Annotated in this window: 12 protein-coding genes; 9 read left to right on the forward strand and 3 right to left on the reverse strand. The window is 71.9% G+C overall.

All coding sequences use genetic code 11. The features are described 5' to 3' along the window. Positions 1 to 190 precede the first annotated feature (190 nt). Both ACFYYB_RS00655 and ACFYYB_RS00660 read left to right on the forward strand, forming a co-directional pair. Positions 191 to 688, forward strand: a complete 498-nt coding sequence (locus tag ACFYYB_RS00655; RefSeq protein WP_389432349.1) for a hypothetical protein — start codon at positions 191 to 193, stop codon at positions 686 to 688. An 80-nt stretch (positions 689 to 768) separates the two neighbouring features. After that, the gene (locus tag ACFYYB_RS00660; protein WP_389432350.1) at positions 769 to 1626 is read left to right on the forward strand and encodes a hypothetical protein; all 858 of its coding nucleotides are present in this window, start codon (positions 769 to 771) and stop codon (positions 1624 to 1626) included. Positions 1627 to 1675: 49 nt separating this feature from the next. Here the strand turns inward: ACFYYB_RS00660 and rox are convergent, their stop codons facing one another. Further along, positions 1676 to 3190, reverse strand: coding sequence for a rifampin monooxygenase (gene rox / locus ACFYYB_RS00665; protein ID WP_389432352.1), 1515 nt, complete (start codon positions 3188 to 3190; stop codon positions 1676 to 1678). A 190-nt stretch (positions 3191 to 3380) separates the two neighbouring features. On the opposite strand from rox, the gene ACFYYB_RS00670 reads away from it, so the two are divergent. The 7 genes from ACFYYB_RS00670 to ACFYYB_RS00700 all read left to right on the forward strand — a co-directional run bounded on the left by ACFYYB_RS00670 (position 3381) and on the right by ACFYYB_RS00700 (position 11534). Next, positions 3381 to 3941, forward strand: a complete 561-nt coding sequence (locus tag ACFYYB_RS00670; protein WP_389432354.1) for a DinB family protein — start codon at positions 3381 to 3383, stop codon at positions 3939 to 3941. 85 nt (positions 3942 to 4026) lie between these two features. Then, positions 4027 to 4335: a hypothetical protein gene (locus ACFYYB_RS00675; protein ID WP_389432355.1), complete on the forward strand. Its 309-nt coding sequence runs from the start codon at positions 4027 to 4029 to the stop codon at positions 4333 to 4335. A gap of 64 nt (positions 4336 to 4399) precedes the next feature. Continuing rightward, on the forward strand, positions 4400 to 5122 hold the full coding sequence (locus ACFYYB_RS00680; RefSeq protein ID WP_389432357.1) for a hypothetical protein: 723 nt from the start codon (positions 4400 to 4402) through the stop codon (positions 5120 to 5122). Between the two features lie 225 nt (positions 5123 to 5347). Next, positions 5348 to 6697, forward strand: coding sequence for a discoidin domain-containing protein (locus tag ACFYYB_RS00685; protein ID WP_389432358.1), 1350 nt, complete (start codon positions 5348 to 5350; stop codon positions 6695 to 6697). After that, a complete protein-coding gene (locus ACFYYB_RS00690) occupies positions 6697 to 8022 on the forward strand; it encodes an MFS transporter (RefSeq protein ID WP_389432360.1) in 1326 nt (441 codons plus the stop codon). Before ACFYYB_RS00685 ends, ACFYYB_RS00690 begins: the two co-directional genes overlap by 1 nt. Next, a complete protein-coding gene (locus tag ACFYYB_RS00695; RefSeq protein WP_389432361.1) occupies positions 8019 to 9068 on the forward strand; it encodes a hypothetical protein in 1050 nt (349 codons plus the stop codon). Before ACFYYB_RS00690 ends, ACFYYB_RS00695 begins: the two co-directional genes overlap by 4 nt. A gap of 144 nt (positions 9069 to 9212) precedes the next feature. Further along, a complete protein-coding gene (locus tag ACFYYB_RS00700; protein WP_389432363.1) occupies positions 9213 to 11534 on the forward strand; it encodes a family 20 glycosylhydrolase in 2322 nt (773 codons plus the stop codon). Here the strand turns inward: ACFYYB_RS00700 and ACFYYB_RS00705 are convergent. Both ACFYYB_RS00705 and ACFYYB_RS00710 read right to left on the reverse strand, forming a co-directional pair. Next, positions 11527 to 12828 (reverse strand): alpha-L-fucosidase, encoded by a 1302-nt coding sequence (locus ACFYYB_RS00705; RefSeq protein ID WP_389432364.1) that lies wholly within the window; start codon positions 12826 to 12828, stop codon positions 11527 to 11529. The genes ACFYYB_RS00700 and ACFYYB_RS00705 overlap by 8 nt on opposite strands. Before the next feature lie 32 nt (positions 12829 to 12860). Continuing rightward, on the reverse strand, positions 12861 to 13838 hold the full coding sequence (locus tag ACFYYB_RS00710; RefSeq protein ID WP_389433429.1) for a hydroxyacid dehydrogenase: 978 nt from the start codon (positions 13836 to 13838) through the stop codon (positions 12861 to 12863). Positions 13839 to 13853 lie beyond the last annotated feature (15 nt).

The raw sequence follows: 13853 nt of genomic DNA on the forward strand, positions 1-13853 counted from the left end.
CAGCGTAGACCGTATTCGATAGTCTGTTCGACATGCACGTCAAGGCATTACGCCAGGTGGAGCAGGCACTACGGACCGTTCCCGCCCGTTCCGCTTCCCGCAGCCGACCCCACTGTGGGGAAGGCCGCGGGGAACACCGTGGGGGGAACGCCGTGGGGAACGCCGTGAGGACGTACGACAGAATCCGGCTGTGACGTCCACGGGGGTACCGACCGGGCTGGAAGCCGCCATGGCGGAGCTGTCGACGCCGACGCGGGTGTACGTGGCGGCCGGGCGGTTCACCGAGCCGGACCCCGACCTGCCGGAGCTGGCGGCCCGGATCCGCACACTGCTCGCCGGGGTCGCGGCGGACGAGGCCTGGCGGCGCTTCCTGCCCGGGTACGCCCCGCCGTCCGTTCCCGAGATCTGCGCCGCCTTGGAGCCGGTCGAAACGCACGGGGCCGCCGCGTTCCTGGCCGGCATCGCGGCCGTCGACCTGCTCTGGCCGGATCACCTGCACCTGCCCGTCGAGGCCGCCGCGCGCGCGGCGGAGCGGGTGGTGTCCCTGCTCGGACCGGAGGCCAGTTGGTGGACCAACCACGACGCCGGGTGTGGCGCCGTGAACGGGCTCACCCCACTGCTCGACAGCCTGCTCGCGGGAACGGACGGCGAGCACTTCGCGCTGGCCCTGCAGATCGCCGACGACTGAGCGTCAGCGGACCGATCCGGCACCGGCCGTCCGCGGCCGTCCGCAGCCGGATGAGTACGGCGCGTGCATAGAATCCGGCCATGTCGATCACACCTTCCATACCCATCCTCCACGGCAGGAAAGGAACCGATCTCCGCGTCCGCGACGAGGAGTTGATCCTTCGCCGGGCGCACCACCAGGAACACCACATCCCCTTCCCGGCGATCGCGCGCGTCCACGCGGAAGGGCGGGCCGTGGAGATCAGGCTCACGGCGCCCGCCGCGACCGCGCCGACCGTCTACCGGGTCGAAGACGTCAGCGAGGCGGCCGCCTCCGTCTTCGCCGAAGCGGTGAACGCCGCGCTCCCGCCGGCCGTCGGCTCCGTCGTGGTCGACGGGTCCACCCTTGTCAGGATCCGCGCCGCCGAGCGCGGGCCGGAGGCCAGGACCCCGAGGGAAGCGCTGTACCGCAAGCTCAAGTGGCTCGTGGCGGGTTCGTTCCTCGCGATCATCGCGATGAGCGTGCTCGTCGGGTTCGTCGCGGACCCCGTCAACATCGTCTTCACCGTCCTCTCCGGCGGTGTCGGCTTCACGTTCACGATCGCGGCCTGGCTGCTGGCGCCGGAGGGCCTCAGGCCCTGGCGCCTGCCCCGGCACGGCATCACGGTGACGGCCGACCACGCCCGCGACTCCGCGCAGCCGTGGCTCTACCTGTACTCGGACCTGGACGGGAACGTCCGGAGGTACCTCGATTCGAGCGGCCGTCCCAGCGTCGAGGTCAGCTACGACCCGCGTGACCCCGACAAGGCCGTCCGCGCCGACGGCACGGGGCGGTGGCTACCCGGGATCCTCCCCCTGTCCGCGGGCATCCTCGGCCTGCTCCTCCTCGTCGCGTTCTTCGCCACTCCCTTCATGGACCTCGGCCCCACGGGCGAGGAGTACCGGAACCAGTACCGGTAGCAGCGGCCGGCCGGGGAGGGGCGACGCGGCCGCCGGTCGCCGGGCGGGCTCAGATGGTGGCGGCGCCGAACCACTTCGACAGGTGGGCGTCGAGGTCCCGCTGGTCCTCGCCGACCCATGCGACGTGGCCGTCCGGGCGCAACAGCACGGCGGGCACGTCCAGTTCCTCACTGGTGTCGACGACGTGATCGATCCGGTCGGCCAGCCCGGAGACGGAGAGCCGGCCGGTCTGGTCGAGCAGGAGTCCACGGCCGGTGTGCATCAGCGCGTAGAGACGCCCGCCCTTCAGTTCCACGTCCCGCAGCCTGCTGCCGAGCAGTTCGTGGCCCTCGCCGAAGTCGTAGCGGACCCCGACCGCGGTGATCAACCCCGTCACGTACCGGTTCACCTCCTCGAAGTCCATCAGCTTCGCGAACAGCGCCCGCAGCGCGGTGGGACCCGCGTCGCTCCCCATCAGAGTGATCTGTGCGCGAGTGTTGTCCAGTACGGCGGCGCCCACCGGGTGGCGTTCGGAGTGGTAACTGTCCAGGAGGTCCTGCGGGGCCCAGCCGTTGACCGTGGCCGCGAGCTTCCAGCCGAGGTTGAAGGCGTCCTGCACACCGAGGTTGAGGCCCTGCCCACCGGTCGGCGGGTGGATGTGCGCCGCGTCGCCGGCCAGCAGGACCCGGCCGACCCGGTAGCGCTCGGCCTGCCGGGTCGCGTCACCGAAGCGGGACAGCCAGCGCGGCGAGTGCACGCCGAAGTCCGTGCCGCCGAAGGCCCGTAGCTGCTGCTTGAACTCCTCCAGGGTCGGCGCGCTGCGGTCCTCGGACACGCCGTCGGCGGGGACGATGACGCGGCACGATCCGTCCTCGCCCGCGTGGACGCCGAAGCGGAGCTGGGTCTTGTTGACCTCCGCCACGACCGCGGCGATCGTCTCCGGATCCGCGGTCACCTCCATGTGGCCCAACAGGGTTTCGACCGTGGCGGGTTCGCCGGGGAAGCCGACGCCGAGCAGTTTGCGCACCGCGCTGCGGCCGCCGTCGCACCCGACGAGGTAGCGCGAGCGCAGCCGCGTACCGTCCGCCAGCCCGACGGTCACCCCGTCCTCGTCCTGGCTCAGGCCGACGACTTCGCGGCCGCGCCGGATCTCGGCACCGACTTCGAGGGCGTGCTCGCCGAGCAGCCGCTCGGTGACGGGCTGCGGGATGGCGAGGCCGTACGGGTGCGCCGTGTCGAGCCGGTCCGGCCACGGCTTCATGATGCCGCCGAACAGGCCGCCGACCTGGAACTTCTCGCTCGCCGCGAGGAATCGGTCCAGCAGGCCGCGCTGGTCCATCAGCTCCACGCTGCGCGTGTGCAGGCCCTGGCCGCGTGACTCTCCGCTCGGCTCGGTCAGCTTTTCCACCACGACGACGCCGACACCGTGCAGGCGCAACTCGGCGGCCAGCATCAAGCCGGTCGGTCCACCGCCGACGACGATCACGTCGGTGGTGTCGGTCGCGTCGGTCGTGCGGGCCACGTCGGTCGCGTCCGTCACGTCCGTCACGTCCTTCAGGTCGGTCGTGTGGGGTACTTCAGTCATCACGCAGTCACCGTTTCCGCAGGTTTCGCCATCGGCCAGTGATTCTGCGTCACCACCAGGGTCTTGCCGCAAGCCCCCCGGTGCGCTATAAGTTGAGAGTGGCAAGGAGTGAGGAAACCTCCTTGCCATTCTGCGTTCCCGGGAGAAATCAGCTGGCGAGCCGGTTCCCTCGTGGGCCAGCATGGAGCGCATGAACGATCAAGGCGAGCGATGGACCCGGTCGACCATCTACCCCGACATGTGGGCGGACCCGGATGACGACCCCCGCAACAGCGGTGCGAACAGCGCGGAGGGCGAGCTCGCGACCCTGCGCGACTTCCTCTCGGACTACCGCCTGACCCTGCGCATGAAGTGCGAGGGCCTGGATCCGGAGCAGCTCGCCCGCCGGTCGGTCCCACCGTCGACGATGTCGCTGCTCGGCCTGCTGCGGCACCTCGCCGAGGTGGAACGGGACTGGCAGAACTGGATCACCGAGGGCGATCCGCTGCCGAATCTGTACGGCGAGCGCGACGGGGACTTCGACGGAGCCGTCGCCGAGCAGGCCGTGGTCGACGGCGCGTACGCCGATCTGGAGCGCGAGCAGGGCGCGACCGACGCCGCGCTGGCGGAGCATCCGGATCTGGGCGAGCGGCTGGGCAAGGACCGGATCTCGGTGCGGGAGCTGATGGTGCACCGGATCGAGGAGTACGCGCGGCACTGCGGGCACGCCGACCTGCTGCGCGAGTGCGTCGACGGGAGGGTCGGCCAGTGACCGGGGGCGGGCCGGTCGGGGGCCGGTCGGCCGGTGGCCGGTCGACCGGGACCGGGCCGCGGGTGGCTGGATAGGCTTTCGCCTCATGAGCGTCATGGAGCTGTGGAGACGAGCGCGCCGGGGCGACGACCCCTCCTCGGTCGCCGTCGGTGCGGTCAACCTGCTCCTGAGCTGCGCGCTGTTCTCGATGGCGATCGGCGGACCCTTCTTCGAAGCCACGACGCGGGCGCAGGAAACCTCGGCGCAGGAGCTCGCGATCCGTGTCTTCGGCTGCTGGCTCGCGGGCGGGCTGGTGCTGTTCCTCGCCCTGGGGATGACCCGGACCGCGGTGGTCCACCTGCTCACCCTGTTCCTGCCGCCCGCCCTGCTGATCCTGGTCCTCCTGGCCCTCTGAGGGGTACGGGCGCAACCCGTGTGACCATGGCTTCCTTCGTACATCAGCACCTCATGGGGGGACCATGCGCACCCGTACCACCACCGCCTCGGCCGGCCTCGCCGCCCTGCTCGCGGCAGCCCTCGTCCTGACCGGCTGCTCGGCGTCGCCCGGTGGGAGCAAGCCCGGGAAGGGGGCGGGGACCGGTCCTTCGGCACCGGCGTCCCCCGCGGTGCCGGGCGGCGGCGGGTACCAAGGGCCGCGGCCGCAGGACCAGAACCTGCTGGCCTGGACCGGGGATCCGAACGACGCGGGGCACGTCACGGCCCAGTCCGCGGCCGGGGTCGGCGGACGGGTCACCCTGGTCCGGATGGTGCTGCGCGAGCAGCTCACCTGGTCCAACATCTGGCTGGGGCTGGCCGGCATCGACCCGAACGCCCGGCTGTCGAACTGCTACCTCGGCGTGTACGACGCCCGGGGCACCCTGGTCGCGTCCACCGCCGACATCTCCCCGCAGCTCATGACGGACGCGATAGCCAAGCCGTTCCCCCTCGCCAAGCCGTTCCCCGCGGCCCCCGGCACCTACTTCGTCGCCCTGCTCCTCAACGGCGACTGGGCCACGAACGTCCTCACCCTCAAGGCCACGGGCGCCGGGATCTCGGTGAACGCGGGCCTGAACCCGCCGAGTCTGCGCTACAGCACCGTCCTGACCGGTCAGAGCTCGCTCCCGGCCACCGTGAACCTCGCCGAGCAGTCCACCAGCACGATCAACACCGGCTGGGCCAGCCAGTGGTACGCGATCTCCTGAACGGCCGTGGAAGACCCTTCCCCACGTCTGGTAGGAAAGTTTCCTGTTTGCTAGCATCCCGCTTCGGCGGCTCGGCGCGGTGCCCGTACCCACGGGCATGACGCGCTCAGCGAGAGCTCTGACCCGGCCGCTGTGACCACGCCCGCCCCTGCCCGCACCCGGGCAGGGGCACGGGGTCTCGTACCGGTGCCAGCTCTCGCCACCCACCAGGCCAGGGAGTCAGGAATGCGCCTGAACACCCCCAGCACACCCCATGTTTCCACATCACCCCGCACGGTCGGCGTGGTCCTCGCCGCCGTACTCCTTCTCGTAGGCGGCCTGTTGCTCGCCTACCCCGAGCGGGCCGGCGCCGCCGCCGACCCGCTCATCTCGCGCGGCAAGACCGCCACCGCCTCCTCCACCGAGAGTTCGGGCTTCGGCCCGCAGAACGCCTTCGACGGCAGCTCCACCACCCGGTGGGCCAGCGCCGAGGGCAAGGACCCGCAGTGGATCCGCGTCGACCTCGGGGCGAACTCCAACGTCACGCGGGTGGCGCTGCGTTGGGAGGCCGCGTACGCCAAGACGTACCGGGTCGAAATCTCCGCCGACGGCGCCACCTGGACCCGCCTCGCCAACGAGACGGCCGGGAACGGCGGCACCGACGACTGGACCGGCCTGTCCGGCAAGGGCCGTTACCTGCGCGTGTACGGAACCGCCCGCGGCACCGCCTACGGGTACTCCCTGTACGAGGTGGAGGTGTACGGCACCCCCGACGGAGGGACTCCCCCTCCGGGTGGCGCCTTCACGGTGGTCGCCGCCGGTGACATCGCCGCCCAGTGCACCGCCTCGGACAGCTCCTGCGCCCACCCCAAGACGGCGGCGCAGGCCCAGAAGATCAACCCGAAGTTCTATCTGACGATGGGTGACAACCAGTACGACGACGCCCGGATATCCGACTACCGGGCCTACTACGACACCTCGTGGGGCGCGTTCAAGGACAAGACCCGCCCGGTGCCGGGCAACCACGAGACCTACGACCCGGCCGGTTCCCTCGCCGGCTACAAGGCGTACTTCGGCGCCATCGCCTACCCCCAGGGCAAGAGCTACTACAGCTTCGACGAGGGCAACTGGCACTTCATCGCCCTCGACTCCAACTCCTTCGACCAGAAGGCCCAGATCGACTGGCTCAAGGCCGACCTCGCCGCCAACTCCAAGGGCTGCATCGCCGCCTACTGGCACCACCCCCTGTACTCCTCGGGCGGCCACGGCAACGACCCGGTGAGCAAGCCGGTCTGGAACATCCTCTACGGGGCCAAGGCCGACCTCGTGCTGAACGGGCACGACCACCACTACGAGCGGTTCGCCCCGCAGGACCCGAGCGGGAAGGCCACCGCGGACGGGATCACCGAGATCGTCGGCGGCATGGGCGGCGCCGAGCCCTACGACATCGAGAACGTCCAGCCCAACAGCCAGAAGCGGATCAGCGGTACCTACGGGGTCCTCAAGCTGGACCTCACCGACGCCGGCTACAGCTGGAGCTACGTCGCCACCGACGGGACGACGAAGGACACCAGCCCGAAGTACACCTGCCACTGATGTACCTGGCCACCACAGGCCGCCGGGCCTCGTCGGCCCCGCCCCCCACCACGGGGGCGGGCCGGCGTGTCCCCGCCGCCGTCCTCGCGCTCGGTACGGTCAGCCTCGTCACCGATGTCTCCTCCGAGATGGTCAGTGCGGTGCTGCCGCTCTACCTCGTCCTCGGTCTGGGCCTCTCCCCCCTCCAATTCGGCTTCCTCGACGGTCTGATGGGAGCAGCCGGCGCCGTCGTGCGGCTGCTCGGCGGGCACCTCGCCGACCGCGGCCACCGGTACAAGCAGGTCGCGGGCATCGGCTACGCCGTCTCGGCCGGCTCCCGGCTCGGCCTGCTGCTCGCGGGCGGGGCCACCGGCGGGATCGCGGCGGCCCTGGCCGCCGACCGGGTCGGCAAGGGCATCCGCACGGCGCCCCGCGACGCCCTGATCACCCTCAGCAGCCCTCCCGAGGAGCTCGGCCGGTCCTTCGGCGTGCACCGGGCCATGGACACGACCGGCGCCCTGCTCGGCCCGCTCGCCGCCTTCGCCCTGCTCTGGGCGACCGCGGGCGCGTACGACGCGGTGTTCGTCGCCAGTTTCTGCGCCGGTCTGCTCGGCGTGCTGATCCTGGTCCTGTACGTCCCCGGCCACCACCGCCCGGCCGCACCGGCCGCCACGACCGCCCGGACCGGCCCGGCTCCGGCCCGAAGCAAGGCGTTCGCGGCGCTGCGCGACCCCGCCTTCCGGCGGATCCTGTGGGCCGCGGCCCTGCTCGGCGGCGCCACCATCGGCGATGCCTTCGTCTACCTCCTGCTCCAGCGCCGACTGGGCCTGGACCCCGGCTGGTTCCCGCTGCTGCCGCTCGGAGCGGCCGCGGGCTACCTGCTCCTGGCCGTCCCGGTGGGCCGGATCGCCGACCGGGTCGGACGCCGGCGGCCGTTCCTCTACGGACACCTCGCCCTGCTCGGCGCCTACCTCGTCCTGCTCGCCCCGGCCGGCTGGCCTGCCCCCCTCCTCCTCGCGGCCGTCCTCGCCCTGCTCGGGGTGTTCTACGCGGCCACCGACGGGGTGCTGATGGCCCTCGCCGGGCCGGCGCTGCCCGCCGGGGGCCGGGCCGGCGGGCTCGCCGTGCTCCAGACCGGCCAGGCCCTGGCCCGGATGCTCGCCGCGGCGGGCTTCGGCGCCGCGTGGACGGTGTGGGGGCCGCGCCCCGCGCTGTGGGGGGCCGCGGCGGTGCTGCTCGCCGCGCTGGCGGGCGGCCGGGCGCTGCTGCCGCGCGATTCCGGCACGCCGGGAGCCGTAGCCGTGGAGTCCGTACAGTCCCCCACCAGTGAGCGGAGCACCCCATGACCACACAGCTCACCGAGCCGGCGGCTCCCGCACGCCGGCCCGCCGCCCGGGCCCGTACCGCCCTCACGGTCGCCGCGGTCGTCCTCCTCGCGGGCTCCACCGCCGGGTACGCCCTGCACGCGGGACACCGGCCGGCCGGCCAACGGGGCGTCGCCGACGCCTCCTTCGCCCTCACCGGTCCCGCCCTGTACTTCCGGGACACCGCCACGGGACGGGTGGCACACCGGCCCCTCCCCGCGACGGCGGGCGGCGCCGAGCGCACCGGGGGCGGCCCCGTCTGCGACCGGTTCCACGCCGCCGGGGGCACCGCCCTGTGCCTGCGCGCCGAGCCGGGGGTACTGCCGAAGACGTACGCCGTCGTCCTCGACCGGCAGCTGCGCGAAGTGAGCCGGACCACCGTGCCGGGGGTTCCGACCCGGGCCCGGGTGTCCGCGTCCGGGCAGATGCTCGCCTGGACGGTGTTCGCGACCGGGGACTCGTACTCCACCACCGGCTTCTCCACCCGCACGGCCGTACTCGACCTGCGCACGGGGTACTTGGTGAAGTCCCTGGAGGAGATACCGCTCACCATCGACGGCGTCCGCCACCACTCCCCCGACGTCAACTACTGGGGCGTGAGCTTCGCCCGGGACGACAGCCGCTTCTACGCGACCGTCTCCACCAAGGGGCGTACGTACCTCGTCGAGGGGAACATGTCCGACTGGTCGGCGAAGACGCTGCGGGAGAACGTCGAATGCCCCTCCCTGTCGCCCGACAACACGCGGCTCGCCTTCAAGAAGAAGGTGTCCGACGACCCCGCCGCACCCTGGCGGCTGTACGTCCTCGACCTGCGGACGATGGCCGAGACCGCGCTCGCCGAGACGCGGAACGTGGACGACCAGGCGGCCTGGACGGACGACGGGACGGTCGCCTACGCCCTGCCGGGCGCGGAAGGTCGCGCGAGCGATGTCTGGACCGTCCCCGCCGACGGCACCGGAGCACCCCGGATGTCCGTCGCGGGCGGATCGTCGCCGGTGGCGGTTTCGGGAGCGACCGACGCGCGGTGATGCTCGATGATGCTCATTCGGACGGCACTTCGAGCATCTCTTGACATAGACCTGACAGTGCGTTGCACTGTGGCCACTCCCTCCGGCAGTCACGGCCGGAGGGAGATGCCGTCGTGAACACCCGTGAACACCTGGGGACTCGCCATGCGTCTGCTCAGATCGCTGACCGCCTCCGCCCTGGCATTAGCCGCCTTGTCCCTGCCGTCCGCCGCCGGGGCCGAGCCCCTGCGGGCCGGGGCGGCCGTCGCCGCCGCGGCGCCGCAGACCGTGCCGGCCCTGCGGCAGTGGACGGCCGGCAGCGGGACGTACGGCTTCACGGGCACCAGCCGGATCGTCGTCGATCCCGCCCACACCGCGCAGCTCTCCGACGAAGCGGCCACGTTCGCCGAGGACTTGGGCGCACTCGCCGGCCGTCCGGTGGCCGTCGTCACCGGGAGCGCCTCCCCCGGCGACATCTCCCTGAGTCTGGGCGACGGCTCGCTGCCCGCCGAGGGGTACCGGATGACCGTCGGCACGTCCCTCGCCGTCCAGGCGGGGACTGATGCCGGAGCGTTCAACGGGACGCGCACCGTACTGCAGTTGCTGCGCCAGTCGGCCTCCGTACCGGCCGGAACGGCCGTGGACTGGCCGGCCAAGGCCGAGCGCGGGCTGATGATCGACCAGGGGCGGAAGTTCTTCACCGTCGACTGGGTCAAGCAGCACATCAAGGAGCTGGCCTACCTCAAGCTCAACTACTTCCACTTCCACCTGTCGGACACCTTCGGATTCCGGCTGGAGAGCGCGACGCACCCGGAGATCGTCTCCGCCGACCACTACTCCAAGCAGGACATCGCGGACCTGATCGCGCTGGGGCAGAAGTACCACGTCACGATCGTGCCCGAGATCGACACCCCGGGGCACATGAACCAGATCCTGGCCGCCCACCCGGAGCTCAAGCTCAAGGACAGCTCGGGCGCGGTCAGTTCCGAGTTCATCGACCTGTCCCTGCCCGGTTCGTACACCCTGATCAAGGACCTGGTCGAGGAGTACCTGCCGCTGTTCCCCGCCCCGTACTGGCACATCGGCGCCGACGAGTACGTCACCGACTACGCCAGGTACCCGCAGCTGCTCAGCTACGCCCGGACCCACTACGGCGCGAACGCCACCGCCAAGGACACCTACTACGGGTTCGTGAACTGGTCGGACGCCCTGGTCCGCTCGGCCGGCAAGACCACCCGGATGTGGAACGACGGCATCAAGGCCGGGGACGGGACGCTCTCCCCCGACGCCCGCATCCTCGTCGAGTACTGGTACAGCTACGGGCTCACCCCCCAGCAGCTGGTCAACGCCGGGCACACGATCGCCAACGAGTCCTGGACGCCCACCTATTACGTGCTCGGCGGCGCGAAGCCGGACACCAAGTGGATGTACGAGACCTGGACCCCGGACCGGTTCGAGGGCGGCAACACCATCACCGACCCCGCGAAGAACCGCGGTTCGCTGATCCACGTGTGGTGCGACAACCCGAACGCCGAGACGGAGACGCAGATCGCCGCCGGCATCATGTACCCGCTGCGCGCACTCGCCCAGCAGACCTGGGGTTCGCCCAAGCCGGTGGCCACCTACGCGGCGTTCACGCCGATCGTGGCCGCGATCGGGCACCATCCCGGCTGGCCGGGGGCCGTCCAGCCGGGCAACCTCGCCCGCAACCGTCCCACCACCGCGTCCAGCACGGAGACGGCGAACTTCCCGGCCGCGCTGGCGACCGACGGCGATCCCGGCACCCGGTGGTCCAGCGCGTACACCGATCCGCAGTGGCTGCAGGTGGACCTCGGGTCCGCCCAGGCCGTCAACCGGGTGGTGCTGCGCTGGGAGGCCGCGTACGGGAAGGGCTTCCAGGTCCAGGTCTCCGACGACCAGAGCACCTGGCGCACCCTGTACTCCACCACCACGGGCACCGGCGGCGTCCAGGACCTGACCGGCCTGTCCGGCTCCGGCCGCTACATCCGGGTGTACGGCACCCAGCGCGGCACCACCTACGGCTACTCGCTGTTCGAGTTCGAGGTGTACGGCGGCCAGTTGAGCGGGACCCGGACCCTCACCGCGGCCGGCAAGGCGCTCGACGACCCGGCGGGCTCCACCGCCTCCGGCACCCAGCTGATCACTTGGACCCCGCACGGCGGCCCCAACCAGCAGTGGCGGCTGACCCTGACCGCCGACGGCGGCTACACCCTGGCCAACGGCACGTCCGGGCTCTGCGTGGACGTGGCGGGCGGCTCCACCGCCGCGGGCGCGGCCGTGGTCCAGAGCGCCTGCGGCAGCGGGGACAGCCAGCGCTGGGTGCTCACTCCGCTCGGCTCCGGCGACTACACGGTGGCCAACAAGAGGAGCGGGCTGCTCCTGACCACCGCGTCCGGCACGGACGGGGCCCTGGCGAGCCAGCAGGCCAACGCCGGTTCGGTCTACCAGCGCTGGCAGATCAGCTGACCCCGGCGGCGGGACCGGCGGCCGGTCCGGCCGCCGGTCCGGCCGCCGGTCCCGCTGTCGGTCCGGCCGCGTTCACCGAGGCCAGCCGGGCCCCGGTTCCGGTGAGCCGGATCCGCAGTTCCCGCACGGTGAGGGGCTCCACCCGGTGCACGCGCCGGACCCCCACCGTGTGGCCGGAGGCGATCAGCCGGCCGTCCGCCCAGACCTCGTGGCCGTCCACGCGCTGCCCCCGGGCGAGGTCCTCGCGCAGTTCCACGTGGTCCACGCGGACGGGCCGGCCGAAGTCCGCGAGGAGGTCGTCGCCCTCGGCCGTGAGGGCGGCGGAGACGGGATCGCCGAGCCGCCGCCCCAACTCCGCCGCGAACGAGAGAAGTCGGTTCCGGTCGGCGTCGTCGATCAGACCGCGCCGGTCGGGCGGGACGCCCAGCAGGAGGCCCGCGCCCAGCCCGACGGAGGAGTACCAGATCTCCAGGAGCTCCTCACGGCTCTTGAGGGTGTCGTGGTTCCCGGGCTGCCAGAACCAGTCGCCCCGGATGGGGACATCGCATTCGGGAGGCAGGTAGGCGGCGGAGTCGAGCTCGGTGCGCCCGTCGTCGTACAGGCTGATGTCCGTGGAGTGCGTGACGTAGCGGCAGGGGTCGGCCGCCAGCCCCTCCTCGTTGCCGACCCAGCGGATCGTGGGACGGCCCATGTTGAAGACCATGGCGTCCGGCTGGTGCCGGTCGATCACGTCCATGACCGCGTCCCAGTCGTACGTGCGCCCCTCGGAGCCGGCGCCGTCGAACCACAGTTCACACAACGGGCCGTATCGGGTGCAGAGTTCGGCGAGCTGGCGGAGGTAGAAGGAGTCGTAGTCGGCGGGCTGCTCGTAGCAGTCCGCGTTGCGGTCCCAGGGCGAGAGGTACAGCCCGAGGCCGAGGCCCGCCTCCCCGCAGGCCTCGGCCAGTTCGGCGACCACGTCGCCCGCTCCGTCCTTCCAGGGCGAGGAGGCCACGGAGTAGGCGGTGGTTTCGGTCGGCCAGAGGCAGAAGCCGTCGTGGTGCTTGGCGGTCAGCACGACGTACTGCGCTCCGGCCTCGGCGGCGGTGCGCACCCACTGGCGCGCGTCGAGCCGGGCCGGCCGGAAGGTGGCCGGGTCCAGGGTCCCGTCGCTCCACTCGACGCCGTTGAAGGTGTTGATGCCGAAGTGCAGGAAGATCCCGAATCCGGCCTCCTGCCAGGCGAGTTGTTCCGGTGTGGGCACCAGGGGCGGTGCGGCGGGACCGGCGAGTGGTGTTGCGGGACCGAGCGTCATGGTGGGCTTTCGTGGTTCGGCGGCGGGGGCGCTCAGGCCGAGTGGGCCAGGCTCGCCGGGTGGACGGCGTAGGCGAAGGGGAGTCCTCGGGCGTACCGCTCCAACTCCTCGGCCGCGCAGGCGGCGAGTCGTCCGAGCTCGTTGCCGAGGGATCCGGCGATGTGCGGGGTGAGCAGTACGTTGGGCAGGTCGTAGAGCGGTGACGTGGCCGGCAGGACGTCGGGGTGGGTGACGTCGAGGACGGCGTGCAGCCGGCCGGAGACCAGCTCCGCGGTGAGCGCATCGGTGTCGACGAGCGTTCCGCGAGCGGTGTTGACGAGGGTCGCGCCGTCGCGCATGAGGGCGAGGCGGCGGGCGTCGAGGAGGTGGCGGGTCTCGGCGGTCGCGGGTGCGTGCACGGTCACCACGTCGCTGCGGCCCATCAGTTCGTCCAGGTCGACGGGCTCGACCCCCTGGGCCCTGGCTTCGTCCCCGTCCAGGTACGGGTCGTGGACCAGTACGTGGGCGTCGTAGGAGCGCAGCAGTTCGATGACCCGGCGGCCGATGCGGGAGGCGCCGATGATGCCGACGGTCCTGCCGTAGTTGCCGATCCCGGGGTACAGCGTGAGCGGGTTGAGCTGCGTGCGGGCCTCCCGGTAGGCCCGGGAGGTGGTCAGGACGCGTTTGTTGGCGAAGACGATCGCGGCGACCGTGAACTCGGCGACGGGCCGGGCGTTGGCCTCGGCCGCGCTGGTGACGGTCAGCCCGCGCCGCCAGGCCGCGTCCGTCATCAGCCCCTTGACCGTGCCGGCGGTGTGCACCACCGCGCGCAGGGAGGGGAGCAGCTCGAGGGCCTGCTCGGTAAGGGGCGGGCAGCCCCACCCGGTGAGCAGGACCTCGGCTTCGCGCAGCCGCGCGGGGTCGGCGGTGGCGAAGTCGGTGACCAGGTGTGCGGGGTCCAGCAGCGCGGTGCCGCCGAGCCGGGCCAGGGCCTGCTCGTCGAGCAGGGCGGCCTTCGTGGCCCGGTCCATGGCGAGGAGGGTGCG

The sequence above is a fragment of the Streptomyces sp. NPDC002886 genome, assembly GCF_042888445.1.
In the GTDB taxonomy this organism is placed as follows: domain Bacteria; phylum Actinomycetota; class Actinomycetes; order Streptomycetales; family Streptomycetaceae; genus Streptomyces.